Annotated in this window: 21 protein-coding genes and 1 pseudogene; 10 read left to right on the top strand and 12 right to left on the bottom strand. The window is 70.4% G+C overall.

Annotated elements, in window-relative coordinates:
* Nucleotides 1–24: 24 nt before the first annotated feature.
* The 3 genes from QT196_RS01000 to QT196_RS00990 form a co-directional block, all read right to left on the bottom strand.
* Complete coding sequence (locus QT196_RS01000) at nucleotides 25–873, bottom strand: endo alpha-1,4 polygalactosaminidase (protein ID WP_266738824.1); 849 nt, start codon at nucleotides 871–873, stop codon at nucleotides 25–27.
* Nucleotides 874–1,047: 174 nt separating this feature from the next.
* Nucleotides 1,048–1,722, bottom strand: a complete 675-nt coding sequence (locus tag QT196_RS00995; RefSeq protein ID WP_168476491.1) for a hypothetical protein — start codon at nucleotides 1,720–1,722, stop codon at nucleotides 1,048–1,050.
* Between the two features lie 167 nt (nucleotides 1,723–1,889).
* A complete protein-coding gene (locus tag QT196_RS00990) occupies nucleotides 1,890–2,480 on the bottom strand; it encodes a TetR/AcrR family transcriptional regulator (RefSeq protein ID WP_168476490.1) in 591 nt (196 codons plus the stop codon).
* Between the two features lie 62 nt (nucleotides 2,481–2,542).
* Here QT196_RS00990 and QT196_RS00985 point away from each other — a divergent pair, with 62 nt between their 5' ends.
* The 3 genes from QT196_RS00985 (at nucleotide 2,543) to QT196_RS00975 (ending at nucleotide 4,942) form a co-directional block, all read left to right on the top strand.
* Nucleotides 2,543–3,298, top strand: a complete 756-nt coding sequence (locus QT196_RS00985) for an alpha/beta fold hydrolase (protein WP_290354124.1) — start codon at nucleotides 2,543–2,545, stop codon at nucleotides 3,296–3,298.
* A complete protein-coding gene (locus QT196_RS00980; protein ID WP_168476488.1) occupies nucleotides 3,295–3,765 on the top strand; it encodes an SRPBCC family protein in 471 nt (156 codons plus the stop codon). The genes QT196_RS00985 and QT196_RS00980 overlap by 4 nt, the downstream gene beginning before the upstream one ends.
* 262 nt (nucleotides 3,766–4,027) lie before the next feature.
* On the top strand, nucleotides 4,028–4,942 hold the full coding sequence (locus QT196_RS00975; RefSeq protein ID WP_290354123.1) for an MBL fold metallo-hydrolase: 915 nt from the start codon (nucleotides 4,028–4,030) through the stop codon (nucleotides 4,940–4,942).
* Nucleotides 4,943–5,033: 91 nt separating this feature from the next.
* Here QT196_RS00975 and QT196_RS00970 read toward each other — a convergent pair whose 3' ends face one another.
* Entirely contained in the window at nucleotides 5,034–5,762 is a 729-nt protein-coding gene (locus tag QT196_RS00970) for a class I SAM-dependent methyltransferase (RefSeq protein ID WP_168476486.1), read from the bottom strand.
* A 439-nt stretch (nucleotides 5,763–6,201) separates the two neighbouring features.
* On the opposite strand from QT196_RS00970, the pseudogene rho reads away from it, so the two are divergent.
* Nucleotides 6,202–7,308 (top strand): annotated as a pseudogene (rho, locus tag QT196_RS00965) (transcription termination factor Rho); the annotation flags it as partial.
* Between the two features lie 133 nt (nucleotides 7,309–7,441).
* On the opposite strand, the gene QT196_RS00960 reads toward rho, so the two are convergent.
* Nucleotides 7,442–7,672, bottom strand: coding sequence for a chaplin (locus tag QT196_RS00960; protein ID WP_168476484.1), 231 nt, complete (start codon nucleotides 7,670–7,672; stop codon nucleotides 7,442–7,444).
* Between the two features lie 204 nt (nucleotides 7,673–7,876).
* Nucleotides 7,877–9,598, bottom strand: a complete 1,722-nt coding sequence (locus tag QT196_RS00955; RefSeq protein WP_248000924.1) for an allantoin permease — start codon at nucleotides 9,596–9,598, stop codon at nucleotides 7,877–7,879.
* Nucleotides 9,599–9,808: 210 nt separating this feature from the next.
* On the opposite strand from QT196_RS00955, the gene QT196_RS00950 reads away from it, so the two are divergent.
* Both QT196_RS00950 and QT196_RS00945 read left to right on the top strand, forming a co-directional pair.
* The gene (locus tag QT196_RS00950) at nucleotides 9,809–11,203 is read left to right on the top strand and encodes a tetratricopeptide repeat protein (protein ID WP_290354122.1); all 1,395 of its coding nucleotides are present in this window, start codon (nucleotides 9,809–9,811) and stop codon (nucleotides 11,201–11,203) included.
* A gap of 161 nt (nucleotides 11,204–11,364) precedes the next feature.
* Nucleotides 11,365–12,726: a vanadium-dependent haloperoxidase gene (locus QT196_RS00945; RefSeq protein ID WP_290354121.1), complete on the top strand. Its 1,362-nt coding sequence runs from the start codon at nucleotides 11,365–11,367 to the stop codon at nucleotides 12,724–12,726.
* A 96-nt stretch (nucleotides 12,727–12,822) separates the two neighbouring features.
* On the opposite strand, the gene QT196_RS00940 is transcribed toward QT196_RS00945, so the two are convergent.
* Nucleotides 12,823–13,623, bottom strand: a complete 801-nt coding sequence (locus QT196_RS00940; RefSeq protein ID WP_290354120.1) for an MFS transporter — start codon at nucleotides 13,621–13,623, stop codon at nucleotides 12,823–12,825.
* 238 nt (nucleotides 13,624–13,861) lie between these two features.
* Between QT196_RS00940 and QT196_RS00935 the strand changes: the two genes are divergently transcribed.
* From QT196_RS00935 to QT196_RS00920, 4 genes are all read left to right on the top strand, one after another.
* On the top strand, nucleotides 13,862–14,902 hold the full coding sequence (locus QT196_RS00935; protein WP_266738817.1) for an NAD(P)-dependent alcohol dehydrogenase: 1,041 nt from the start codon (nucleotides 13,862–13,864) through the stop codon (nucleotides 14,900–14,902).
* Between the two features lie 36 nt (nucleotides 14,903–14,938).
* Nucleotides 14,939–15,727 (top strand): DeoR/GlpR family DNA-binding transcription regulator, encoded by a 789-nt coding sequence (locus QT196_RS00930; protein ID WP_290354118.1) that lies wholly within the window; start codon nucleotides 14,939–14,941, stop codon nucleotides 15,725–15,727.
* A 235-nt stretch (nucleotides 15,728–15,962) separates the two neighbouring features.
* Nucleotides 15,963–16,538 (top strand): hypothetical protein, encoded by a 576-nt coding sequence (locus QT196_RS00925; protein ID WP_290354117.1) that lies wholly within the window; start codon nucleotides 15,963–15,965, stop codon nucleotides 16,536–16,538.
* A gap of 217 nt (nucleotides 16,539–16,755) precedes the next feature.
* Nucleotides 16,756–19,017 (top strand): DNA/RNA helicase domain-containing protein, encoded by a 2,262-nt coding sequence (locus tag QT196_RS00920; RefSeq protein ID WP_266738815.1) that lies wholly within the window; start codon nucleotides 16,756–16,758, stop codon nucleotides 19,015–19,017.
* A gap of 20 nt (nucleotides 19,018–19,037) precedes the next feature.
* On the opposite strand, the gene QT196_RS00915 is transcribed toward QT196_RS00920, so the two are convergent.
* From QT196_RS00915 to QT196_RS00895, 5 genes are all read right to left on the bottom strand, one after another.
* Complete coding sequence (locus QT196_RS00915) at nucleotides 19,038–19,592, bottom strand: GNAT family N-acetyltransferase (RefSeq protein WP_290354116.1); 555 nt, start codon at nucleotides 19,590–19,592, stop codon at nucleotides 19,038–19,040.
* A gap of 208 nt (nucleotides 19,593–19,800) precedes the next feature.
* Nucleotides 19,801–20,682 (bottom strand): carbohydrate ABC transporter permease, encoded by an 882-nt coding sequence (locus QT196_RS00910; protein WP_248000922.1) that lies wholly within the window; start codon nucleotides 20,680–20,682, stop codon nucleotides 19,801–19,803.
* A complete protein-coding gene (locus QT196_RS00905; protein WP_290354115.1) occupies nucleotides 20,679–22,082 on the bottom strand; it encodes an ABC transporter permease subunit in 1,404 nt (467 codons plus the stop codon). The genes QT196_RS00910 and QT196_RS00905 overlap by 4 nt, the downstream gene beginning before the upstream one ends.
* A gap of 19 nt (nucleotides 22,083–22,101) precedes the next feature.
* Nucleotides 22,102–23,436, bottom strand: coding sequence for an ABC transporter substrate-binding protein (locus QT196_RS00900; RefSeq protein WP_290354114.1), 1,335 nt, complete (start codon nucleotides 23,434–23,436; stop codon nucleotides 22,102–22,104).
* A 66-nt stretch (nucleotides 23,437–23,502) separates the two neighbouring features.
* Complete coding sequence (locus tag QT196_RS00895) at nucleotides 23,503–25,242, bottom strand: glycoside hydrolase family 13 protein (protein WP_290354113.1); 1,740 nt, start codon at nucleotides 25,240–25,242, stop codon at nucleotides 23,503–23,505.
* Between the last annotated feature and the right edge of the window lie 169 nt (nucleotides 25,243–25,411).

The following is a 25,411-nucleotide window of genomic DNA, read 5'->3' as shown; positions in this document are numbered from 1 at the left end:
GCTCCGGGCCGCGCAGGGCAGAGGTCAGCAGTACCGGCGCAGTGATCCCTTGGCACCGGCGGGGCGGACCTCGCGGTCGCGCAGGGTGAGGGAGAGCTTCTTGCCCCAGGCGCGGCAGGCGGCCGTGAAGTCCTGCTTCCGGTATTCGATGACGAAGACCCGGTTGGCGTAGGCCGCCGCGAAGTCGGTGCACTCCTTGTAGCGGGTGCACTCCTCGACGACGGCGAAGTCGAAGCCGATACGGCCGTGCTGCGGCAGCAGGTCGGTGGTGTTCTTCTGCGCGATGGCCAGCTGCCGCTGGTGGGCGCGGCGGGCCAGGAGCCGGGCGAAGGCCGCGGCGTGCCCGGCGGTGAGCTTGCCGTCGGAGCGCTCGTACGAGTCGAGGTTGTCCGGCTCCACGGCGTCATAACCGGCCTTGGCGCAGCCGTCGATCCATGGGCCGACGATCTCCATGAGGGCCGCCCGCTTGGCGCTGGTGGAGATGTCGAGCAGCGGCTCGTCCCAGTCCTCGTCGATGACGGGATCTCCGTGCTCGTCCCGCAGCAGCAGTTCGGGGTGGTCATCCTCCCAGGAGCCGTCGTCGGGCTGTGCCTGGAAGGCATTCACGTAGCAGACGTTGTAGCGGCCGGGCGCCGGCTTGGCCGTGCGGTCGCGGGAGACGGCCCGGACGCCGGCGGGCGGCGGATAGGCGCCGCCGAGCTGATAGTCGAAGACGGCGTTCGCGGTCGGTGGCCGCACCGCGGTGGGCGCGGCGGGGGAGGGCGCCGAGGTCCCGGATCCGGCGGCGTGCGGGGGACGTTCGGCGGAGCATGCCGTGCCGAGCGCCATGATCAGAACGAGGGCGCCGGCGGCGCGGGAGCGTGGAGAGTGCACGGGCGGAGCTTATGCGCGCACGCGCGTACAGCCGGCGGCGAGGCCGCAGGCAGGGCCCGAAGGTGCCTCCCGGTCCGTAGGAGCCGAGAGGCACTGTGGTCGGCGGCCGTTATGCGGTTCCGTGCCCGAGGGCGGGGACCGCGCCCCCGTTCAGCTGCGCGACGTCGCCCGTGGTCAGCGCTTGACCACGAACGCCTGACCCTTCTTCGTGTCGGACGAGCAGGAGCTCTTCTCCGCGGCGGTCATCTTGCGGGTCTTGACGGTCACCGCGTTGCTCTGGCCGTCCGTCCCGTTGGCCGCCGGCCCGGTGACGGTGTCCGGCACGTACCAGTAGTAGTGCCCCCACTTCGGGCTGTCGTAGTGGGTCTGCCAGGTGCCGGTGACGGTCTGCATCACCTGTGCGCGGGAGATCCAGCCCACCTCGCCGGGCTTCACCGTCATGTTCAGCGAGCTGTTCTCGGTGTGCGAGCTCGACCAGGTGTGGCTGTAGGTCGCGGTCACACTGAGGTCGATCAGATCGGCGATCTTGCCGCCGACCGTGACGGAGACCCCCACCGAGTCCGTGGAGCCCACGGTGTCGGCCCAGCCCATCGACTGGGTGGCGTCCGAGGTGCTGCAGTTGTACAGCGAGTTGGAGACCTGGCGGAAGTCTCCCAGGTACGCCTTGCCGAGGGTCGGCTCGTTGAAGCTGCACTTCCCTTCACCGGAAGAGCAGTCGGCTATGAGCTGGTCCCGGGTGGGCTGTTCCTCCGCGGCGGCCGGCATGGTCATCGCGGCGACCAGACCCAGTGACACCGTGGACAGCGCCATCAGCCGGCTGCCGTGGCGGGTCATTCTGCTTTTACTCATCGTGCTGTTACCTCTCGCCCAGCTTTGTGAAAGCGACGTGTCTGCGTGTGACGTTCGTCGCGTTACGTTTGAGACTGGTGTGAAATCTGTGCCAACTACACCAAGAATTGGCAAAGTTGTAGTTGATGCTGAAACAGACTCTCTAAGGGGCTGAAACGGAGGCAGCGTCAGGTCCGTACGCGTGCTCCGTTGAGCAGGGTGCCGACGGTGCGCGACACGAAGCCCTTCTCCAGCGGGAGTTGGCGCAGGACGACCCGGACCCAGGCGGCCCCGGCCAGCAGGTCCATCAGCAACGTGGTGTCGGTGTCCGCCGCGAGCTCGCCGCGGGCGATGGCGCGGTCGAAGACGGGTCGCTCCAGCGCGATCCGGTCGGCGAAGAAGTCCCTTACGTGGACGGCCAGTTCGGGGCTCTGGGTGGCGGCGCCCAGCACGGAGACGGCGATATCGGAGGCCGGGCGTGTGGTGAGGAGGGTTACCACCGTGTGCAGCAGGGTCTCCAGGTCCCCGGCGAGACTCCCGGTGTCGGGAGGTGTGAAGTCGAGTTGGCGCGCGCCGATGAGTGCGGCACCCAGGAGTGCCCCCTTGGACGGCCACCAGCGGTAGATCGTGGTCTTGTTGACGCCGGACCGCTGGGCGACCCCCTCGATGGTCAGCCCCTCGTAGCCCTTCTCCGCCAGCAGGTCCAGCGTGGCATCGAAGATCTCCTGCGCCTTCCGTGGGCCGCCGCTGCGCCGTGTTCCGTGCCGCTCCTCGCTCATGAGGGGAGATTAGCATCGAGAACAACGCAACGTTGCGTTGCATTTGGGGTACGGTGCCGGACATGGAGTCCAATGAAGCCGGGCTGCCCATCGTCTTCGTGCACGGCATGCGCGTGAGCGGCACGATGTGGCGACCCGTGATCCAAGCCCTCGGCGAGCGTCATCCCATAGCCGCGCCCGACCTGCCCGGCCACGGCACGCGGCGCGGGGAACCGTTCACCATGCCCGGAGCCGTGGAGGCGGTCGTCGACGCCGTGGACCAACTCGGCGGCCGCGCAATGGTGGTGGGGTTGTCCCTGGGCGGCTATGTCGCCGTTGCCACCGCCGCCGCCCACCCGGATCGTGTCCTCGGTCTGATGGCCATGGGGTGTACGGCGTTGCCGCGCGGGGTGTTCGGGGCCGTCTACCGGGGAGCGGGGCGGCTGGCGGCCAGGCGCCCCGAGGAGTTCAACCGGCTCAGCGCCTTCGCGTTCCGCCGCGCACTGCCCCGGCCCCAGGCGGACGCCATGGTCGCGGGCGGGCTGAGCTCCGAGGCCGTGCCGAACATCGTCGAGGCGGTGCGGGAGATGAACCCCCTGGCCTCGCTCGCCGCGTATCCGGGCCCGGTCTGGCTGGTGAACGGCGAACGCGACCACTTCCGCCGCCATGAACGCCGCTTCCTCAACGCCTGTCGCGACGGCCGCCTCACCATCCGCGCAAGGTGCGGACACATCACCAGCCTCACCGATACGGCAGGTCTCACGCGGCAGGTGCGGGATGCCGCCGCGGTCGTCACGGCCCGGACGTACGGGGCGGCGCCCCAGGGGAGGACGCGATGACCGGGCGGGTGTGGAGTGTGGAGGAATCCCTGGAGATTCCGGCCCCGCCGCAGGCCGTCTACGCGGCGCTCGCCGACGTCCGGCGGATGGCGCAGTGGAGCCCGGAAGTCATCTGGGTGTGGCCCCGCGGAGACCGTTTCGTGGGGATCAACCGCAAGGCCTGCTGGGTGTGGTTCGCCACCTGCCGGATCGTCACCGCCGACCCCGGCCGCGAATTCGCCTTCGACAACATCACGTTCGGGCTGCCCGTGGCGCGCTGGGGCTACCGGCTGACCCCGACCGAGCGGGGCACCCTGGTCACCGAGTACTGGATCGACCGCCGCCGCCATGGCTGGCGTCGCCGGCTCGCCGAGCTGCTGGGCCTGGTCTTCACCGGCACCCCGGCCGTCCGGCGCGCCGCCCAGAACCGCGCGGGTATGCGCATGACGCTCCGTCGGCTGAGTGCCGCGTGCGAACGGGCCGACTGAATCGGCGGCTTCCTCGGCGCGTTGGAGGGGCGGGGGCAGGTCCCCCGTTCCGTCCGGGCAGGGAGCCGCCAACGGATAGGGTAAATGGGTGCATATCGCCCAGCCCCCGACGTCCGTTTCCCCACCGGAAGAGACGTTCCAGCCGCAAAGCGCAAGGTCCGTCCCCTCTTCCGCTTTTGCCGCACGGCGGGGTACTTCTGGGAGCAGTGCGCACTGACGGCTCATTCCGACACCTACCCTGACCAGGAAGGGCGGACCTGTCATGAGTAACGACCTCGGACCCGCGGCGGCATCGGAGGAGGGGACCGGCGAGGGCTGGTACGTCGATGCGCGCTGCACCAACTGTGACGTGGCCCGGCAACTGGCCCCCGACGTCATCCGGGAGCAGGACGGACGGGCGGAAGTGATCCGGCAGCCCCGAAACGAGGCCGAGCAACAGCAGTTGTACGCGGCCGCCTTCGCCTGCCACACCCGGTCCATCCGCCACCCCGCGCACCGCCTCACCCCCGACGTCGACCCCTTCCCCCTCGCCCTCGACGACACCGTCCATCTCTGTGGCCACAACTCCCCTCACACGGCAGGAGCGAACGCCTACCTGCTGTGCCGCCCCAACGGCAGCACGATGATGATCGACACCCCACGATGGAGTGCCGAACTCGCCGCCCGCTACGAGGCGTTGGGGCCGGTTACCGACGTACTGCTCACCCACCGGGACCATGCGGCGCACGGCCGCCGCTACGCCGACCGGTTCGGGGCCCGGCTCTGGATCCACGAGGGCGATCTCGACGCCGCTCCCGACGCGGACCACGTCATCGGGGGCACCGACCCGGTCGAGATCGGCGCGGGAGTCACCGCCTATCCGCTTTCCGGCCATACCCGTGGCAGCGTGCTCTACCTCGCCGATGGGAGGTACTGCTTCAGCGGCGACAGTTTCTACTGGTCGCGCACCACATCCGACCTGGAGGTGGCCGCCAGTGTCACTTGGTACTCGATCACGGAGCTGGCCGCTTCCCTGGCCCGGACGGCGCCTCGGCTGCGCTTCGAGTGGGTGCTGCCCGGCCACGGCGACCGCAAGCGGCTCCCGACCGAGGAGATGACCCGCCGCCTGGAGCAGTTGGCGGCCCGCACCCGCACCCTTCAGCCGCAGCCCATCGACTTCACCGCTGTGCGCTGGTGAAGGGCCCCGGGCCCGGGGGAACCCGACGCGGGCGGGCCGCCGAGGCGCACGCACCAGGCCCGGCGACCCGCCCGTACGGCGCCCCCGTTCATCAGGCCCGGGTGGCCACGACCAGCCGGCACCGGGGGCTGCCGTCGGGGCGTCGGCCGAGCTCCGGGAGAGCCTGAAGCCGTACATCGAAACCGGCCTGGGTCAGCTCCGCGCGCACCTCGGCGAGCGGGAACGTCCGGTAGTACATGACGAATTCAGGGCGCCACAGCGCGTTGCGCACCCGCATCACCGCGTCGAAGGCCAGCAGCGTCCAGTAGCCGGCCGACCCGGGCCGGGCGGGGGCCCCGATCGGGAAGACGAACCGGCCGCCGGGGCGCAGCACCGAGTGGACCTGCGCGAACAGCTCAGGCCGCTCCCGGGGCAAGAAGTGACCGAACGCGCCGAAGCTCACCGCGAGGTCGAAGACCGGCTCGAAGGGGAGCGCCCGGGCGTCCGCACGCACCCACTCGACCCGGGGTGCGGTCGCGGTCACCCGTTCCCGGGTCCGGGCCACGGAGAGCATCCCCGCGCTGATGTCGACACCGGTGACCCGCTCCCGGCAGACCTGCCGCAGGACATCCATGCCCGCGCCCGTTCCGCAGCACAGATCGAGACCGCTGTCGAAGGGTCCGAGCCCGTGCAGCGCCCGTGACACCGGCGTCAGCACCCGGTCCGGGGTCCGGAACGGAGTGTGGTCGAATTTCGGGGCGAGCAGGTCATAGCCGCGCTCGACGGAGGACAGCGCCTGGACGGCGAGTTCACGGAAAGTGGGTCCCTGGGGTGCGAACATCGCCCCCAGCATAGATCCGGTGCGTACTTCACCGCATCGGCCGCGCCCCGTGGTGGTACTGTGCCGGAGAGGCGCACTTGTGCTCGCCGTATTTCCGGCGCCGGTGCCTCTTCTTTCTCCCTTGCGGAGTGCCTTTCCTTCGCCCTCGCGCCCGTCGTTTGCGGGCCGGCGAATCCAGCATCACTGTGCGGCACGCGGTCCAGCGATGCCGCAGCTTCTCTCTCCGGCCGCGGGCCGTCCGGCCCGCCCGTGGGGCGTGATCTCACCGCCCACCCTTGCCGGTTCCCTCCCTTCTGCCGTGTACCGACGTCCCGAGAGGACTCCCGTGACCAGGAGCACTCAACTCCACACCCCCACCACTGCCCCGTCTCCCACCACCGCCCCATCTCTCACGACCGCCACGTCCCGCACCACCGCACAGCCTGCTCCCGCGCCCACGCAACCCCTCGTCACGGCGTCCGGGATCCTGGACATGGGCAACGAACGCCAGGACGGCTTTCTCCGCGCGGAGGGCTACCGTGCCTCGTCCCACGATGTCCGGGTGCCCGCCGCGCTGATCCGTGCGGCGGGCCTGCGCACCGGCGACTTCGTCGTCGGGGTCTGCGACCGGCCACGCTTGCTCGCCCGGGTCGAAACGGTCAACGGGCACCGACCGGGCGCGGTGCGCGGCCGGCCGCACTTCCGTGACCTCACACCGCTGCACCCCCGGCACCGCATCCGCCTGGAAAGCCCCACCGGCGGACCGGCCCCGCGCATCGTCGACCTGCTGACGCCGATCGGGAAGGGGCAGCGCGGGCTGATCGTGGCACCACCGAAGACCGGGAAAACCGTGCTGCTGCAACAACTCGCGGCCGCCGTCGCCGAGAACCACCCGGAGTGCCGGCTGATGGTCGTGCTGATCGACGAACGGCCGGAAGAAGTCACCGAGATGCGTCGCTCGGTACGCGGTGAGGTGCTCGCCTCCACCTTCGACCGTCCGGCCAAGGAACATATCGCTCTCGCCGAACTGGCCGTGGAACGCGCCAAACGACTCGTCGAGCACGGCCAGGACGTGGTCATCCTCCTCGACTCCCTCACCCGGCTGTGCCGGGCCCACAACAACGCCGCCGCGTCCGGTGGCCGCACGCTGAGCGGAGGCGTCGACGCCGCCGCGCTGCACGGCCCCAAGCGGCTCTTCGGTGCGGCGCGGCTCGCCGAGGAGGGCGGTTCGCTGACCCTGCTCGCCACCGCCCTGGTGGAGACCGGCTCCCGCGCCGACGACTACTTCTTCGAGGAGTTGAAGAGCACCGGAAACATGGAGCTGCGGCTGGACCGGGTGCTCGCGGGCAAGCGGGTCTATCCGGCGGTCGATGCCGTCGCCTCCGGCACCCGCCGGGAGGAACTGCTGCTCACCCCGGACGAGTTGGCGGCGACCCGCCGTCTGCGCCGCGCCCTGCGGACCGGCGACGGACCGGCTCATATGCAGTCCCTGCTGGAGAAGGTCCGGCGTACGCCCGACAACGCGACGCTCCTGCGGCAGCTACAGCACACCGCCCCCGGTGTCTGACCGCCGCATCTCACCTCCGTTCCGCCCATGGAAGTGGCCCCCGGAGAGATGTCCGGGGGCCACTTCGGGGCCGGCACCGGCTGAGCCGGTTGCGCGTCCGGAACGGCCGTGTGCCGACCCGGGCGTCAGTCGGTCAGCAGGGGGTGCCGAAGGCGGGGTTGAACGCCCCGATGACGGTGATGGTGTTGCCGCAGACGTGGACCGGAATCTGTACGGGGATCTGGATGTTGTTGCCGGACACCACTCCTGGTGAGTCGAGAGCGGCACCCCCGGCGCCGCTGTCGGCGCCGGCGACACCCGCCCCGCCGAGAACGACGGCGCAGGCGCCCGCGGTGACCAGAGCACTCTTGATCCGGTGAGCCATCGGTCGGTCTCCTAACTGGTGGAGGAACTGCGGCTCATGGCGATCCGGTCCCGTTGACCGCACTGCGCCACGGCTGTGAGCCGCCCGTACACAAGGCTGTCGTTCCCCACCGGCTTCCGCTCCAGAGATACCGGGCCTGAAGAGCAGACTTTTAGGTGATATGGCTTCCCGTGTTGACGTACCGACGGCCGGCCCGGCGCCGTGCTAGATGCGCTCCGCGGGAAGCAGATGGACGCCGGACCGGTCGGTGCTCAGGCACAGGGAGCAGACCATCGCCCCATGGCGGTGGCAGGCGGCGAGATCCGGGCGCTCGAAGTCCTGTCGGCACACATGGCACGGGAACGTCGCCGCGCTGGGATTGCCGTCCTGATCCAGCAGCGGCTCGTCGATCCCGTCGGAAGTGCGCCGTAGGTAGAACCTGCCCCGGGTCAGGACCGCCATCAGCGGAGTCACGACGAAGGCGATCACCGCGGCCGCGACAGGGGAGTACGGCTGAAGCGTGTCACCCAGGGCATGGAAGTACAGGGCGATCGACAGCCCCGACGCGGCGACGAAGGCCACCACGCCCACGGGGTTGACCGCGTAGAGCATGCCGCGGCGGAACTCGGGGGCGTGCGGGGAGAGTTTCAGCAGGTACTTGTTGACGATGATGTCGGTGGCCACGGTCACGATCCAGGCGATGGCGCAGTTGGAATAGAACCCGAGAATGGTGTTGAGGAAGCTGAACATGTCCGCTTCCATCAGGATCAGCGCGAAGGCCAGATTGGCGAGCACGAACACCATCCGGCCCGGGTACCGCTTGGTGACCCGGGTGAACGAGTTCGTCCAGGCCAGCGAACCGGAGTAGGCGTTGGTCACGTTGATTTTGATCTGGCTGATCACGACCAGCACCACGGCCAGCGGGATGACCAGCCAGGACGGCATCATGGCAGCGAAGGCGCCGGTGAACTGCTGAATGGGTTCGGTGGCCGAGCCCGCGCCCACCTCGGCGAGGATGTAGACAGCCAGGAAGACCCCGATCGCCTGCTTGAGGGCGCCGAGCACCACCCACCCGGGGCCGGCCATCACCACGGCCGTCCACCAGGCGCGCTTGTTCCGCTCGGTCTTGGGCGGCATGAAGCGCAGATAGTCGACCTGCTCACCGATCTGTGCGATCAGCGACAGACACACGCCCGCGCCCAGCAGCACCGAGGCCGTATTGACGCCACCACCGCCGTGCGCGCCCGTATACGCGAGGAAGGTGTGCACCGTCCCGGGGTCGGTGACGACCAGGTACACCAGCGGGCCCACCATCAGCAGCAGCCAGATCGGGGTCGTCCAGACCTGGAGCTTGCTGAGTGCCTTCATCCCGTAGATGACCAGTGGGATCACCATGAACGTCGAGAGCACATAGCCCAACCACAGGGGCAGACCGAAGCCCAGCTTCAGGCCCTGGGCCATGATCGAGCCTTCGAGGGCGAAGAAGATGAAGGTGAAGCTGGCGAAGATGACGCTCGTCAGCACCGACCCGTAGTAGCCGAAGCCGGAGCCCCTGGTGATCAGGTCCAGGTCGATGTTGTAGCGCGCCCCGTAGTAGGCGAGCGGGAAGCCGGTGACGAAGATGACCACCGCGGCGACGAGGATCGCGGCCAGCGCGTTCCCGGTGCCGTGGGTGAGCCCGATGCCCGCACCGATCGAGAAGTCGGCCATGTACGCGATACCGCCGAGCGCCGTCGTCGCCACCACCATCGGCGTCCAGCGACGGTAACTGCGCGGGGCGAAGCGGAGGGTGTAGTCCTCCAGGGTCTCGTTCGCCGCTCCGTCGGCGGGGGCAGCCACCTCGGCAGGCGCGGCGGCCTCGGCGGACGCGGGGGCCTCGCCGGGCGCCTCCGCGTGCGGGGAGCGCCGACCGCGGTCAGGGACTGTCACACGTGGCTCGGCACTCATACCGGACCTCCTGAAGGTGCGTGGGGAATGCGGTGCCCTGCCTCGGAGCGTGCTGCGGCGTGGGCACGCGCGCCGACGGGCTCAGGGCAGGGACATTAGGCAGCACGTGTTTCCCGCAGCGACTTCCCAGATGAACCAGACGTTTCCGCCGTGGCTCCGGTCGCGAAGCGGGTAAGGATGAAGACCCGCACTCAGCCCGCAGGAGCCACCATGACAGCGGACCGCCACGGACATCTGATGAGCGACACCGGCCCCGAGGCCCTGGCCCCTTACGAACAGGCCCTGGACGACCTGCTGTTCTTCCGGCCGCGCGTCGCCGAGTCCGCGCAGTCGGTACTGTCCGCAGCGCCGCAGTCGGTGATGGGGCAGACGCTGGCCGCGTATCTGGGCGTACTGGGGACCGAGGAGAAGGACGCGGCGGCGGCACGCGACAGCTTCACCCGCTTCCGCTCCGGTCTGGACACGACGGGCGTGACGCCTCGGGAGCGGATGCATCTCGCGGCCGCGACCGCCTGGCTGGACGGCGATCTGTACGGCGCCGGACGGATCCTCGGCGACCTCACCGTCGCCTACCCGCGCGATGCGCTGGCCCTCTTCACCGGGCATCAGCACGACTTCCTCACCGGGGACGCCGCGCGCCTGCGGGACCGCGTCGGCGGCGCCCTGGACGCCTGGGACGAGGACGATCCCCATCATGGGCCGCTGCTCGGCATGTACGCGTTCGGCCTGGAGGAGTCGGGCCATTACGAACGCGCCGAGGAGGTCGGCCTGGCAGCCCTGGAGCGGCATCCGGGCGATGTGTGGGGCATCCACGGTGTGGTGCACACCTACGAAATGCGCGGCCGTTTCACGGACGGCATCCGTTTTCTCGACGCCCGGACCGACGACTGGTCACAGGGCAGTCTGCTCACGGTCCACAACTGGTGGCACTACGCCCTCTTCACCCTGGAGGCCGGCGACACCGCCCGGGTACTGGAGATCTATGACGCCGCGTTGCACCACGACGGGTCGGTGGGGGTGGCGATGGAACTGCTCGACGCCGCCGCGCTGTTGTGGCGGCTGTATCTGGCAGAGGACGAACAGAGCGCGCGGTGGGCCCGGCTCGCCGGCGCCTGGGAGAGCCGCCACGACGGCCCGCACTACGCCTTCAACGACGCACACGCGGTGATGGCCTATGTGGGAGCGGGACGCATCGCCCAGGCGCAGCGCCTCGTCCAGGACCGGGAACAGTGGGTGGCGGCGGAGCCCGGCGGGTCGAACCGCGCCATGACGGCCGAGATCGGACTGCCCGTCTGCCGCGCCCTGATCGCCTACGGGCAGCGCGACTACGGCCGGGTCACGGATCTGCTGCTGCCCGTCCGCCACCGGCTGCACCAGTTCGGCGGCAGCCACGCCCAGCGGGACGCGATCCAGCGGACCCTCGTCGAGGCGGCCCTCCGTGACCGCCGTACGGAGCTGGCCCGGACACTGCTCAGCGAACGTATCCAACTGCGCCCGATCTGCCCGTACAACTGGTCGGCGAAGGCCCGGCTGGCGGAGCAGCTCGGCGACCCGGCACGCGCCGCGGCCGCCCGCGAGCGCGCCGCCGCACAGGCGGCGACCTGAGCTGCGGCGGACGACAACGGGCGCACCGCGCGCAGCGATGCGCCCTGGACGATCCGGGCCCGCGCCGCCTGTGCCCAGGAGCGGTGCGACCGTGCGCGGGCGTACGCGCGCCCGGCGCTGCCGAGGCGTGACCCGCTGCCCGTTCGGCTGTTAAGTCGGGTATGGATACTTCTCGTTCGGTCAGACGAGCAGTCATCGGCGCGGTCACCGCACTGCTGGTCCTCGCCCTCACGGCCCTGACGGGCCCCACCGCCACCGCCGACAATCACCGGATGCCCGCCGCGGACCCCGCCGCGATCCGCGACTGGAACGTCATCGCCACCGACACCATCAGCGCCAACCTCGGCCCCACCCGCCCCTCCGGACAGGTCGTCATCTGGCACGGGTTCGTCTCGGCCGCCGTCTACAACGCCGTGGTCGGCATCCAGCGCACCTACGCCCCGTACAAGTGGCGGGCGCGCGGACCCGTCACGGCCTCCCCCGAGGCGGCGGCGGTGACCGCCGCACACCGCGTACTGGTCACCTACTTCCCGGCCTCCCGGGCCTCGCTCGATGCCGCGTACGCCGGTTCGCTCGCGAAGATCCCCGACGGCCGGGCGAAGCGGCAGGGCGTGGCCTTCGGGGAGCGTGCCGCCGACCACCTCATCGCGCTGCGGGAGGACGACGGCCGGTTCACACCGGTGGAGTTCACCGCGGCGCCCGCGCCCGGTGTCTGGCGGCCCACCCCGCCGGCCCACCAGCCCTTCATCGACCCCTGGCTCGCCGTACTACGCCCCCTGCTGCTCACCTCCCCGACCCAGTTCCGTCCGAGCGGGCCGCCCGCGCTGTCCTCCGCCCGTTACGCCCGGGACGTGAACGAGGTGAAGACGATGGGGGCGAAGACCGGTTCGGCGCGCACCCCGCAGCAGACCGACACCGCCCTGTTCTTCGGGGGCAATCTGGCGGTGCAGTTCCAGGCGGCGTTCCGGGACCACACGGCCCGGCACCACCTGGACATCGCGGACACGGCGCGGCTGTTCGCCGCGGCGAACGCGTCGGCGACCGACGCCGTCGTCACCGCGTGGGACGCCAAACTCCACTACGGATTCTGGCGCCCGATCACCGCCATCCAGCTGGCCGACACCGACGGCAACCCCGCGACCGACGCCGACCCGCAGTGGCAGCCGTTGCTCGTCACACCACCGCACCCCGACTACCTCAGCGGCCACACCACGGTCGCCGGTGCCGTGACCCGGACCCTGACCGGAATCCTCGGCACCACCCACCTCGACCTCAACGTCCCCTCCGAGATCACCGGCACCACCCGCCACTACGACGAGGCCGCCCAGTTCAACCAGGACATGATCAACGCCCGTGTCTGGGCCGGGATCCACTTCCGCACCGCGGACGTCGTCGGATGCCGCGCCGGCAGCCGCATCGGCGTCTGGGCCCTCACCCACTACTTCCGCCCGCTGAGCGCGGCGGGGATGCATGCCGTGCCACCGGCCGTCCGCTCGAACTGTCCACGCAGTAACGGGAGTTGACCCTATCGTCATCACTCGCCGATCTCCGGCCGTACGGGCCGCGGCTGACCGCCCGTACGCGACCGGCTGGTCGGCGAGCGATGCAGCGGAGGCCCGTCAGTGACGGCCCACGGGAACCCCCGTACCGTCGACTGCCGCCACGGTGGACGATTCGGCGGTCGGCGCGGTGAACTCCGGGTCGGGTTCGAGGAATCGGATCGCGACCGCGGTCGCGAGGTGCAGCACGGCGAAGATCCAGGCGATGCCCTGCACGCCGACCGGACCCAGGGCGACGGCGACGACGGCGGGTCCGGCGAAGGTGCTCGCGCCGGCCCCCAGATTGAGCGCCGACATGGCCTGGCCCTTGTGGCGCGGGGCCAGGGCGGGGATCAGTGCCGAGATCGGTACGTAACCGGCGAGGGCGATGCCGTAGAGGGCGGCGGCGATCGCGCAGGCGAGGAAGTGCGGGCCGGCCAGGACCGGGACGTAGTACAGCCCCAGACAGGTCACCGCGCAGGCCACGGCGCCGAACCAGGTCATGGTGCGCTGCCAGCCGAGCCGGTCGCCGACGGCTCCGAAGAACAGGTTGGCGAAGATGTTCGCGGCGAACATCACGCTGAGCAGACGCAGCCAGGCCGAGGTGCTGAAGCCGACCGTCTCGGTGAAGAAGAACGGCAGACAGACCAGGAAGCCGAACTGTGAGCCGGTGCTGAAGACGCGGACCGCGGCGCCGACCGCCACCCGCGGGCGGCGCCGCATGATCGAGACGCTGCCCGCCAGCGTCCGCAGCGGATTCCCGCCGTCCGGGGCGAGTCGGGGAGGTATGCCCAGGCGTGCGGAGAGCGAGCGACTGCGGCCGGTCGGCGGGGGGCCGGTGTGCGGTGTCCGTATCGGCTGGCGACGGACGGAGCTGCTCATGGGCTCTCCAAGGGGGTGGATCTTTGCCAGGGGAGGGGGGAGGGCGCACCGATGCGCCGTGCAGACGGTGGGGCCGGCGCAAGTCTTCTCGTATTTTGTGAGAAATCAAGGCTGCTCTGATAGAAAAAGAAGCGGTACCGTGCTGAAGCCAAGGGGCGACGCGGCACCCGCCGGTCCAGCACCGGATCGCGCGACGTCCCCTCCACATCGCCACACCCGAGGGAGCCGTGAGCCCGTCATGACCGCCACATCCGGGATTCCCGCCACCATGCGCGCCGCCGTCCTCCACGGACCCGGGCAGCTGAGCCTCGCCGAACGCCCCGTCCCCGAGCCCGGCCCGGGAGAGGTCCTGGTCCGTGTCGAGGCGGTCGGCACCTGCGGCTCGGATGTGCACTACTACCGGCACGGACGCATCGGCGACTTCGTCGTACGCGAGCCGCTCGTCCTCGGGCACGAGGCGGCCGGCACGGTCGTCGCCTGCGGTCCGGGCGCCGACACCCGCCGGATGGGCCGGCGGGTCTCCATCGAGCCCGGCACCCCCTGCGGCCGCTGCGGTGAATGCCGTCCGGGCCGCTACAACCTCTGCCCGGACATGCGCTTCCTCGCCACCCCGCCGGTCGACGGCGCCTTCTGCGAATACCTGGCCGTCCACCAGGACTTCGCGCACGAGGTCCCCGACTGCCTGACCATCGAGGACGCCGCACTGCTGGAGCCGCTGTCGGTGGCCGTATGGGCCTGCCGCAAGGCCCGCGTCGCCCCCGGCGACCGCGTCCTGATCACCGGTGCGGGACCCATCGGCCTGGTGACCGCCCAGACGGCACGCGCCTTCGGCGCACGGGAGGTCATGGTCACCGACGTCCTTCCGCGCCGCCTCGCCCTCGCCTGCGCCACCGGTGCCACCGCTCTGGACGTCTCGGCCACCCCGCTGCGCGAAGCCGGGTACACCCCCACCGTCCTCCTGGAGTGCTCCGGCGTCCCCGCGGTGAGCGGCGAGGCGATCCGTACGGTGGGCCGGGCCGGCCGGGTGGTCCTCGTCGGCATGGGCGGGGACGAGATCCCGCTCCCGCTGAGCCGGGTGCAGAGCCACGAACTCGAACTGACCGGCACCTTCCGCTACGCCCACACCTGGCCCACCGCAACGGCCCTGGTGGCGTCGGGTGCGGTCCGGCTCGACTCGCTGGTCTCACACGGTTACGGTCTTGCCGAGGCCGAGAGCGCACTGACCGTCGCCACCCACGACGCGAGCGCCGTGAAGGCCGTCATCTACCCGCAGCGGTAGCCGCTGCCGCTGTCCGACCGGAAAGGGGCGGCCCCGATGGCTTCCACACGGTCGTCGCTGGCCGAGGTCGACCGGCGACGGCAGGGCGTGCTTGCCCATGTCGTCGGGCACGGCGAAGTCCGCATCGACGAACTGGCCAGGCACTTCGGGGTCAGCCTCGCGACCATGCACCGCGATCTGGACCAGCTCGCCGAACGCCGGCTGCTGCGCAAGGAACGCGGCCGGGCCGCGCCTTTTCCGAGCCTCACCATGGAGACCGCCACCCGCTTCCGCGTCGGCGTCAATCACCCGGTGAAGGAGGCGCTGTGCGCCGCCGTCGCCGACGAGATCCGGCCCGGCAGCACCGTCGTGCTGGACGACTCGACCACGGTCTTCCCGCTCGCGGCCCGGATCGCCCGGACCGAAGCGGTCACCGTGGTCACCAACTCCCTAGGTGTGGCCCGGCTGTTCGACGAGACGCCGGGCACCGATGTGACGCTTCTGGGTGGTCGCTACCGCGGCGAATTCGGCTCCTGTGTCGGCCCGGACGTCCTGCGCGGCCTCGGCCGGATCCGCGCCGATCTCGCAGTGATGTCGGCGGTGTCCGTGCTCGGCGGCCGCCTCTTCCACCCGATCCGTGAGTACGCCGAGATCAAGGAGGCCATGCTGGAGTGCGCGCAGCGGTCGCTGCTCCTGGTGGACCACAGCAAGTTCGGCAAGACCGCGACGCACGCGTACGGCGACATCGGCGCCTACGACCGGGTCGTCACCGATCGCGGCACCCCGGCCGAGGAGTTGACCGCTTTGCATGGCGGCGGGGTGACCGTGGACGTGGTCGACGTCTGACGCAGCCCGGGGCGGGACGGCACCTCAGCGGTCGGCTGGCCCCGTGGTCGACGGGCACCCCCTCCGTAGCGACGGCGCCGCAGACCACCCCGGCGGGCGCCTGGTGTCCATACCTCCGCTTTCGCGACAACATGGCGCTTTCATCGGCCAAAAGCGGACCGGCGCACAACGCTGTCGCCCCCGCGCCCGTCCTACCGCAGGCATCTGTACACAGGCTCTTCTCAGGAGGTAAGTGATGCGACGGTTGGGGACAGTGGCCGCGGCGTGCGTGCTGGCGGGCGTCGGGGTGGCGGGCACGGCCGGGGTGGCCGGGGCCGCGACCGGCCCGGTGGGTGAAACCGCCCCGGCCACGGCCTGTTCGACCGTCTGGGGCAGTGGCAACAAGTCCGCCACGGACGCGAACGCGACGCCGCTGAAGAACGTCAAGACCAGCCGGAACGCGTGCTACGACCGCATGGTCTTCGACATCGGCGGAACGGGCGGCAAGGTCGGCTACCACGTCGGGTATGTCGACGTGTTCCACCAGGACGGCTCGGGCGAGAAGATACCGGTCAACGGCGGCGCCATCCTCCAGATCTTTGTGTCGGCGCCCAGCCACGACCCGGCGACCGGCAAGCAGACCTACGCCGGGACGGCCGGCAAGCCGCTGCCGGGGGTGAACCTCGCCGGATACCGCACGTTCAAGGACACCAAGTTCGGGGCGAGCTTCGAGGGGCAGACCCAGGTCGGTCTGGGCGTGCGCGCCAAGCTGCCGTTCCGGGTGCAGCAGTCCGGTCACGACCTGATCGTGGACGTGGCACACACCTGGTGATCCGGCGCACCACGAAGGGCTGTCCGGTGTCGCCGCGCTGAAAAGCGTGAGCTGACACCGGCGGTCCCGTGGGCAGCTTCCGCCGGACAAAAGGAAATACCCCGGACCGAGTTGACGGCCGGGGTATTTCTCTGGGTATATTGAGGGCTTCTGTGTTTTGAGAAATTCACAACACAAAATCACCCTGCATACCGAACTGTATCCGAGCGGAGTTGAATTGTCAAACGAGGAATGGCAGCACGAGCAGGAATTCATCGATCTGCTCTATGACCGCCTCACCGCACTACGGGACCTGGCCGAGACGGCGGTGCACACCGCCGTTCAGTCGCCGGAGGGCAACCACGCCCAGATGCGGCTGGAGCGCAATGTCCTGGTGGCCGAACAGTCCGGTCTGCTGGCCGCCTTCAATGCCGGGGAAAACGGCCTGTGTTTCGGTCGGCTGGTATTCCGCGACGGCCGCGATCACCACATCGGCCGGATCGGTATCCGGCGCGACGACCCGGACCGTACCCCGCTCGTCATCGACTGGCGGGCCGACGTCGCCCGCCCGTTCTACCTCGCCACCGGGCACACCCCGATGGGGTTGCGCCGCCGTCGGCACATCACGACCGACCGCCGGCGGGTCACCGGGCTGCACGACGAGATCCTGGACCTCGCCGACGCCGTACGGACCGGGCACGAGGGCACCGACGGGGACGCGGTGCTGCTGGCCGCACTGGACGCGGCGCGCACCGGGCGGATGCACGACATCGTGCAGACCATCCAGGCCGAGCAGGACGCCATCATCCGCGCACCGCACCACGGCATCCTCGTCGTGGAGGGCGGCCCCGGCACCGGCAAGACCGTCGTCGCCCTGCACCGCGCCGCCTATCTGCTCTACGCGCACCGGGAACAGCTGGCCCGCCGTGCCGTGCTGATCGTCGGGCCGAACTCCGCGTTCCTCAGCTATATCGCGGAGGTGCTGCCCTCGCTCGGCGAGACCGGAGTGCTGCTCGCCACGCCCGGCGAGCTCTTCCCGGGTGTCACCGCGACCGGAACCGACACCCCCGAAGCCGCCGAGGTCAAGGGCCGTGCGGCGATGGCCGACGCGCTCGCCGCGGCCGTCCGCGACCGGCAGGCCCTGCCCGACTCCGTGATCGTGATCGACCACGAGGACGGCGAACTGCGGCTGGACGCGGAGATGGCACAGGAGGCGCGGCGCCGGGCACGGGAGACCAGGCTGCCGCACAACCTCGCCCGCCCGCACTTCGCCTTCCGCGTCATCGACGCGCTCACCGGGCAACTGGCCGACCGGATCGGCGCGGACCCCTTCGGCGGGCCGAATTTCCTCGGCCCGGACGACATCGCCCAGCTGGGCAAGGCCATCGCCACCAGCGCCGAAGTGCACGGCGCCATCGACGAGTTGTGGCCGGAGCTCACCCCTGAAGAGCTGGTCACCGACTTTCTCGCCGAGCCCGTTCATCTCCCGGACGCCGATGCGGACGCCATCCGGCGGGTGGAGGGGGAGTGGACCCCGGCGGATGTGCCACTGCTCGACGAGGCGGCCGAACTTCTCGGCGAGGACTCCGCGGCCGCCCGCGCCGCCGCGGAGGCGGAGCGCCAGGAGCTGATCGACTACGCCCAGGGCGTGCTCGACCTCTCCTACGGCTCCCGCACCCAGGAGTTCGAGGACCGCGACGACGAGGAGTCGGAGGTGCTCGCCGCGCACGACCTGGTGGACGCGGAGTTGCTCGCCGACCGGCACGAAGAGGCCGACCACCGTAGCGCCGCCGAACGCGCCGCCGCCGACCGGACCTGGGCGTTCGGCCACATCATCGTGGACGAGGCACAGGAGCTGTCCGTGATGATGTGGCGGCTGCTGATGCGCCGTTGCCCGACCCGTTCGATGACGCTGGTCGGCGATCCGGCGCAGACCGCCGAGCCCGGCGGCTGCGGCTCCTGGGAGGCGATCCTCGCGCCGTACGCGGGCGACCGCTGGGAGCACGTCCGGCTCGGTGTCAACTACCGCACGCCGACCGAGATCATGGAGGTCGCGGCGCAGGTGCCCCGGTCCGCCGATCCGTCCTTCGCGCCGCCGCGCTCGATCCGCTCCACCGGGGTACGCCCGTGGGCGCACCGTACGGACGACCTCGCGCGCATGGTTGAGGAGGCGGTCGCACGGGAGAGCCGCCAGGGCGGCCGAGTTGCGGTGATCGCCCCGCTCGCCCACCACGAGGCGCTGGCAGCGGCCCTCCCCGACGCCTCCGCCGGACCTTCCCCGGACCTGACCCGACCGGTGGTGCTGCTCGGACCCCGGCAGGCCAAGGGCCTGGAATTCGACTCGGTGATCGTGGTCGAACCGGCGGAACTCGGTGCCAGCGATCTGTACGTCGCGCTCACCCGGGCGACCCAGCGACTGGGCGTGATCCACACCGGGGCACTCCCGGCCGGGCTGGAGTCACTGGCCGCAACCGGCTCCCCGACCCCGTCGCTTCCCTGACGGCGCTGGCCGGGTCGGTTTCACCCCCGCCCGGCGGCCCGCCAGTCCCCGGCGGAGAGCCGGTACAGCACGCTCCGGCGCAGCGGGCCGTCGGGGACATCGGGGTCGTCGAAGTCGTCGGCGGGGTTGCGGGTCATGCCGAGGCGGCGCATCACCGCCTGTGAGCGGAGGTTGGTGGTCGTCGTCACCGCGAGGATCTCCGGCAGGCCGAGGGCGGTGAAGCCGTACGCCAGGGCGGCCGCGCCGGCCTCGGTGGCGTACCCGTGCCCCCAGGCCGAACGGGCCAGCCGCCAGCCGGCCTCCACTCCGGTGAACGGCATCTCGTCATCCACCGGGTCCAGACCGGTGAACCCGATGAACTCCCCGGTGGCGCGCACTTCGAGGGCCCACCATCCCCAGCCGCGTTCCGCGAGATCGGCCTGGAAACGGGCGACGGAAGCCGCGCTCTGCTCCGGCGTGAGCACCTCCGGGAAGTGCGCCCGTACCTCGGGATCGGCGTTCATCGCAGCCCAGGGGCCGAGATCGGACTCCCGCCACGGGCGGAGCAGCAGGCGCTCGGTGCGCAGTTCGGACATCGCGCCAACCTAGCCCGGACGTGTCCCGGTGACGAGCGAATAGTGGGCCACCCCCGTACGGCACAACCAGGTCGGGCCCGCCACTCGCCGGCTCGCCGTGCCCCGCCACAAACGGCCCGGCGCGCGACACGATGCTGATACGTGTCGCGCGCCGTCCCCTCCTGGACCGGTCCACCGACTCACTGGACCGGTTAGGAAACCGGACCGGTTATTTGACCGAGCCGGCCATGATGCCCTGAACGAAATGCCGTTGGAACACGAAGAACACAATCAGCGGCACGATCAAGGACAGAAATGCACCGGGCGCCAGGACCCCGATGTTGCTGCCGAACTGCCTCATCTGCGACTGGAGGGCCACGGTCAGTGGCTGTGACTCGTTGTCGGCGAAGAGCAGGGCGACCAGCATGTCGTTCCAGACCCACAGGAACTGGAAGATGGCGAGGCTGGCGATGGCGGGCCGGCCCAGCGGAAGTACCAGCTGGGAGAAGATCCGCCATTCCCCGCCGCCGTCCATCCGGGCGGCCTCCAGCATCTCCTTGGGGATTTCCGCGAAGTAATTTCGCAGCAGGAAGATGGCGAACGGCAGACCGTAGGCGGTGTGGAAGAGCACCACACCGGGAATCGAGCCGAACAGCCCCAGCGCGCCGAACAGCTTGGCCACCGGCAGCAGTCCGATCTGGACCGGCACCACCAGCATGGCGACGACCACCAGGAAGATCCAGTCCCGGCCGGGGAAGTCCATCCAGGCGAAGGCGTATCCGGCCAGCGCGGCGATCGCCACGACGGCCAGGGTGGTGGGCACCGAGATCAGCACCGTGTTCCAGAAGGCCTGGACGATGCCGGAATCCTTCAGCAGCGACGTGTAGTTGTCGAGCGACAGCTGGCCGGGTGTGGTGAGCGCGGTCCACCAGCCGCTGCTCGCGTTCGCCTCCTCCGTACGCAGCGAGGAGAGGAAGAGTCCGGCGGCGGGGGTGAGCCAGATCAGACCGACGACGAGCAGGAACACCTGGATCACGCCGCGGCTGAGCCACTTCGCCGGCCGGGCGGCCGCCCGCCTGCGGGGGGCCGCGGTTCCTTGAGCGGTGGTCATGACTGGCTCCTGCGGAAACGTCGGATGTTGAGGGCCATGGCCGGGACCACCAGGAGGAGCAGCAGCACGCCGAGGGCGCTGCCGAGTCCCTGGTTGTTGCCGCCGCCGAAGGAGACCAGCCACATCTGTAGGGCCAGGACATTGGCGTCCTGCTGTACGGGGCCGGGGGCGATGATGTAGACGAGGTCGAAGACCTTCATCACATTGATCACCATCGTCACGAACACCACGCCCAGGACGGGCCCGAGCAACGGCACGGTGATCCGGCGGAAGACCTGCCATTCATTGGCGCCGTCCATCCGGGCGGCCTCCAGCACGTCCCGCGGCATCGCGGAGAGCCCGGCGCCGATGAGGACGAGCGCGAAGCCGGTCCAGATCCACATGTAGGCGCCGATGATGGCGGGGGTGATGAGGGCCGGACCGAGCCAGGAGATGCCCTCGTACGGCGGGGCGAAGTCCTTCGCGGGGAGCTGGACGGCGTAGGAGCCCGGGGCCAGATGGGCCAGGCGGTAGGAGCCGTCCGCTGCGGTGGTCGCCGTGGCCACCACCTTGCCGTGGGAGTCGACCGCCTCGACCGAGAGCGCGGGCAGCCCGCGTTCGCCGCGGTCCACCGTGCCGGGCTTGCCGCCACCGCCGGGGGTGAAGTCGAGGTAGACCACACCGCGCAGTTCGCCGTCGGCGGCATGTGACGTGGCGGCCGGTGCGGCGGGCCGCGCCTGGGACGGCATGTCCTTCGGCGCGACGCCGACCAGACCGAGGTTGACGGTGTTTCCGGGGCCGGTGCGGTGTGCCGTCCGGTAGGAGCCGTCATGGCCCTTGGTCAGCTGCTTGTCGCCGAGACGCACCTTGGCGGTCGGGAACGAAGTGGACTTCCCCTGGGTGCTGTCGTGGATGCCGACGGTGACCGCGTTGAGCACACCGCGCTGCGGATCCTGCTCGTAGGCGAGCCGGAAGATGATGCCGGCGGCGAGGAAGGAGATCGCCATCGGCATGAACATCAGCAGCTTGAACGCCGTCTTCCAGCGGATCTTCTCGGTCAGGACGGCGAGGACCAGACCGAGGCCGGTCAGCAGCGCGGGGGCGAAGACCACCCAGATCGCACTGTTGCGGATGGCCCGGAGCGTGGCGGGATCCTGGAACATCGCGGTGTAGTTGTCGGCGCCGACGAAGCTGTCGCCCGAGGCGTCGTACATGCTGCGGATGACCGAGAACACGATGGGGTACGCGACGAGGGCGCCCAGCAGCAACAGCGCGGGAAACAGGAACAGCGCGGCGATCCGCCGACGGCGCCGGACCGCGCGCCGTGCGGGGGAGCTCGCCCCGCCGGGGGCGTCGCCCGGGGGGTGGGACGCGGTGGCGCGCGACGAAGCGGGCGCCACCGCGGGAGTCGTGACAGGCATGGGATCGGGCCCTCGGTCCTTACTTTCCGTACGCCTTGGCAGCGGCGGCCTCGAGCTTGTGCGCCGTGGCCTCGGGGTCCGAGGGGTCGCGCAGGAAGTCCTGGAGCAGCTTCCACTCGCCCGCGCCCTGGGTGCCGCCGAAGGCCGCGGGGGCCTGGTCGGACATGTCGAAGCGGACGGAGTTCCCGGCGTCGGTCAGCGACTGGGCGGCCTTGCGGGTGACCTCGTCGTGGTAAGCGCCCGCGGGCACCTTCTTGTTGGGCGAGATATAGCCGCCGGCCTTGGCCCACACGCCGGACGCCTCGGGCGTGGCCAGGTACTTCACCAGTTCCATGGCGGCCTTCTTGTGCTTCCCGGCCTTGAGCACCACGGCGGCGTCACCGCCGCTGACCACCGGCGCCTTGCCCTTGTCGACCGCGGGGAAGGGGAAGAACTTGGCGTCCTTGCCGACCTGCTTGTGCAGCTCATCGGTGACCAGGGCGCTGACGAAGTCACCCTCGTAGACCATGGCCGCGCCCGGCTCCGGGCCGAAGACCTGCTGGACGGACTCGGGGAAGTCGGTGCGCAGCGCGCCCGAACCGCCGCCGGCCACCAGGTTCTTGTCGCCGAAGAGCTTGCCCAGCGTGGTGAGCGCCTTGACCACGGTGGGGTCGGTCCACGGGATCTTGTGGGCGGCGAGCTTGTCGTAGTTCTCCTGCCCGGCCTGGGAGAGGTAGATGTTCTCGAACCAGTCGGTGAGCGGCCAGCCGGCCTCGCCTGCGACGGAGAAGCCCGGCACCCCCGAGTCGGAGAGCGTACGGCCGGTCTTCAGCAGCTCCTGGTACGTCTTCGCGGGCTTGACCCCGGCCTGTGCGAACGCCTCCGGGCTGTACCAGACCGTCGACTTGTGCGAGGCCTTGAAGTACAGGCCGTAGTAGGTCTTGTCGACCGTGCCGTAGTCCTTCCACACCTGCGCGAAGTTCTTCTCGGCCTCGGCGGAGACTTCGGAGGAGAGCGGAGCCAGCCAGCCCTTCTTGGCGAACTGCTGGAGCACACCGACCTGGGGCACCATCACCACATCGGGGGCGTTGCCGCCCTCGACCTGGCTGCCGATCACCGTGGAGACGTTGTCGCCGGTGGAGGAGAAGGTGACCTTCGCGCCGGTCTTCTCGGAGAACGCGTCGAGGACCTTCTTGAAGTTCTGCTGTTCCACACCGGTCCAGACACCGGCGACGGTGATGTTCTCACCGCTCAGTTCCTGCTTGCCGCCCCCGGCGGAGGCCCCGCCGCCGCAGGCGGTGGCGGAGAGCGCCAGGCCGAGCACGGCCGCGCCGGACAGGGCGGCTCGGGTGTGTCGTACTGCGGGTCGTCTCATCGTGGGATTCCCTTCGGGAGAACTGCGGAAGAGTGGGGAGGCGTGCGGAGGTTGGGCTGTCGGGGGCTAGCGGGATTCGGGGGTGCCCATCCACCAGGCGGCGGTGGAACCGGGGAGCGTTCCCGCGGGGCAGTCGCCGCTCGCCAGCAGGGGGACGCCCGGTACGGGAGCCGGCACCGGCTCGGTGCCGAAGTTGACGGCGCAGACCAGGCCGTCGCCCCGGACGAACGCCAGGACCTGGGGCGGGGTGTCCAGCCAGCGCAGAGTGCCTTCGCCGAGCTGCGGAAGGCTGCGGCGCAGCGCCAGCCCCTCGCGGTACAGGTGCCAGAAGGAGCGGGTGTCGGCCAGCGCCCGGTCCGTCGCGTGCTCGGCGAACCACTCGGGCTGCGGCAGCCAGGGCCGGGCCGCGTCGGTGCCGCTGGTGAAGCCGAACGGTGAGGCGTGCCCGGACCAGGGCAGCGGCACCCGGCAGCCGTCGCGGATCTTCTCGCGGCTGCCCGTGCGGTGGAAGATCGGGTCGGTGAGGACCTCGTCGGGCAGGTCGACGACCTCCGGCAGGCCCAGTTCCTCGCCCTGGTAGATGTACGCCGCGCCGGGCAGCGCCAGCATCAGCAGCGCAGCGGCCCGCGCCCGCGCCGGTCCGAGCCCGCCCGCGGACTCGGCCGGGCCGGCGCCCCCGGGCTCGGCCGCGTACCGGGTGACGGTGCGGACCTGGTCGTGGTTGTTGAGCACCCAGGTGACCGTGGAGCCGGTGCCCGCGATATCGGTGAGCGCCTCGGAGATGACCTTGCGGAAGGTGTCGATGTCCCAGCGGGCGGTCAGCAGATGGAAGAAGAACGCCTGGTGCAGCTCGTCGGGCCGGACGTAGGCGGCCTGCTCGCTCGGTGTGCGCACGGAGACCTCGCCGACCAGCAGCCGGTCGCGGCCGTCGTGCGCCGTGTACTCCTCGCACAGCGCGCGCCACTCGCGCCACACCTGGTGCACCTCGGGCTGGTTCCAGGCCAGCGGGTTGACCGAGTCGCGGGTCCGCTCGTCGGCCGCCGGGTCGGGGGAGTCGGGCAGTTCGGGGTGCTTGAACAGCCCGGCGGCCACGTCGATACGGAAGCCGTCGACGCCGCGGTCCAGCCAGAAGCGCAGCACGCTGTCGAAGTCGGCGCGCACGGCGGGGTTACGCCAGTTCAGATCGGGCTGCTCGGGCGTGAACATGTGGAGGTACCACTGGCCCGCACCGCCCGCCGCCTCCTCGACCCGAGACCAGGCGGGGCCGCCGAACATCGCCCGCCAGTTGTTGGGCGGCAGCTCACCGTGCTCCCCGCGCCCGTCGGCGAAGTGGAAGAGCGACCGTGCCGCGCTGTCCGGCCCGTCCGCCAGGGCGGCGCGGAACCACGGGTGCTCGCTGGAGCAGTGGTTGGGGACGATGTCCAGGAGCACCTTCAGGCCCAGCCGGTGGGCATCGGCCACCAGGCGGTCGAACTCGGCGAGATCGCCGTACACGGGGTCGACCTCGCGGTAGTCCGCGACGTCGTAGCCGTGGTCGTGCTGGGGGGAGGGGTAGAAGGGGCTGAGCCAGATGCCGTCCACCCCGAGCTTCTTGAGATACGGCAACCCCGTCCGCACACCGGCCAGATCGCCGATGCCGTCGCCGGTGCTGTCGAGGAAGCTGCGGACGTAGACCTGGTAGATCACCGCATCGCGCCACCAGCGCTGTGCCGTGTTCCGGGACGCGGCCCCGGTGGCCGGACCGGGGAGGGAGGGGGAGGGCGCGGAGTCGGTGGAGGAACCGTTCCCTGCCGTGGCTATGAGCATCTGCCGTGATCCCGTTCTTGCCTGGGCATGCCGTGCGGCTGCAATCGCTGTTATGCATGCATGTTAAGTAGGCATGTCTTTTCGGTGTCAACGAAATGGTCGAAAGTCGTTGTGAGATGCCCGAATTTGCGGGGAATTATCCAGCGAGCCTGTACTTAACAAGTAAGTA

This window comes from Streptomyces sp. P9-2B-2 (genome assembly GCF_030406865.1).
Classification (GTDB): domain Bacteria; phylum Actinomycetota; class Actinomycetes; order Streptomycetales; family Streptomycetaceae; genus Streptomyces; species Streptomyces platensis.
The sequence above is the reverse complement of the archived record's forward strand: the minus strand, read 5'-3'. Positions and strand labels throughout refer to the sequence as shown.

Excerpts from the sequence above, each read along its gene's own strand:
- QT196_RS00995 (WP_168476491.1), bottom strand. The coding sequence starts at position 1,722 with ATGAGTAAAAGCAGAATGACCCGCCACGGCAGCCGGCTGATGGCGCTG.
- QT196_RS00990 (WP_168476490.1), bottom strand. The coding sequence starts at position 2,480 with ATGAGCGAGGAGCGGCACGGAACACGGCGCAGCGGCGGCCCACGGAAG.
- QT196_RS00985 (WP_290354124.1), top strand. The coding sequence starts at position 2,543 with ATGGAGTCCAATGAAGCCGGGCTGCCCATCGTCTTCGTGCACGGCATG.
- QT196_RS00980 (WP_168476488.1), top strand. The coding sequence starts at position 3,295 with ATGACCGGGCGGGTGTGGAGTGTGGAGGAATCCCTGGAGATTCCGGCC.
- QT196_RS00975 (WP_290354123.1), top strand. The coding sequence starts at position 4,028 with ATGAGTAACGACCTCGGACCCGCGGCGGCATCGGAGGAGGGGACCGGC.
- QT196_RS00970 (WP_168476486.1), bottom strand. The coding sequence starts at position 5,762 with ATGTTCGCACCCCAGGGACCCACTTTCCGTGAACTCGCCGTCCAGGCG.
- QT196_RS00960 (WP_168476484.1), bottom strand. The coding sequence starts at position 7,672 with ATGGCTCACCGGATCAAGAGTGCTCTGGTCACCGCGGGCGCCTGCGCC.
- QT196_RS00955 (WP_248000924.1), bottom strand. The coding sequence starts at position 9,598 with ATGAGTGCCGAGCCACGTGTGACAGTCCCTGACCGCGGTCGGCGCTCC.
- QT196_RS00950 (WP_290354122.1), top strand. The coding sequence starts at position 9,809 with ATGACAGCGGACCGCCACGGACATCTGATGAGCGACACCGGCCCCGAG.
- QT196_RS00945 (WP_290354121.1), top strand. The coding sequence starts at position 11,365 with ATGGATACTTCTCGTTCGGTCAGACGAGCAGTCATCGGCGCGGTCACC.
- QT196_RS00940 (WP_290354120.1), bottom strand. The coding sequence starts at position 13,623 with ATGAGCAGCTCCGTCCGTCGCCAGCCGATACGGACACCGCACACCGGC.
- QT196_RS00935 (WP_266738817.1), top strand. The coding sequence starts at position 13,862 with ATGACCGCCACATCCGGGATTCCCGCCACCATGCGCGCCGCCGTCCTC.
- QT196_RS00930 (WP_290354118.1), top strand. The coding sequence starts at position 14,939 with ATGGCTTCCACACGGTCGTCGCTGGCCGAGGTCGACCGGCGACGGCAG.
- QT196_RS00925 (WP_290354117.1), top strand. The coding sequence starts at position 15,963 with ATGCGACGGTTGGGGACAGTGGCCGCGGCGTGCGTGCTGGCGGGCGTC.
- QT196_RS00915 (WP_290354116.1), bottom strand. The coding sequence starts at position 19,592 with ATGTCCGAACTGCGCACCGAGCGCCTGCTGCTCCGCCCGTGGCGGGAG.
- QT196_RS00910 (WP_248000922.1), bottom strand. The coding sequence starts at position 20,682 with ATGACCACCGCTCAAGGAACCGCGGCCCCCCGCAGGCGGGCGGCCGCC.
- QT196_RS00905 (WP_290354115.1), bottom strand. The coding sequence starts at position 22,082 with ATGCCTGTCACGACTCCCGCGGTGGCGCCCGCTTCGTCGCGCGCCACC.
- QT196_RS00900 (WP_290354114.1), bottom strand. The coding sequence starts at position 23,436 with ATGAGACGACCCGCAGTACGACACACCCGAGCCGCCCTGTCCGGCGCG.
- QT196_RS00895 (WP_290354113.1), bottom strand. The coding sequence starts at position 25,242 with ATGCTCATAGCCACGGCAGGGAACGGTTCCTCCACCGACTCCGCGCCC.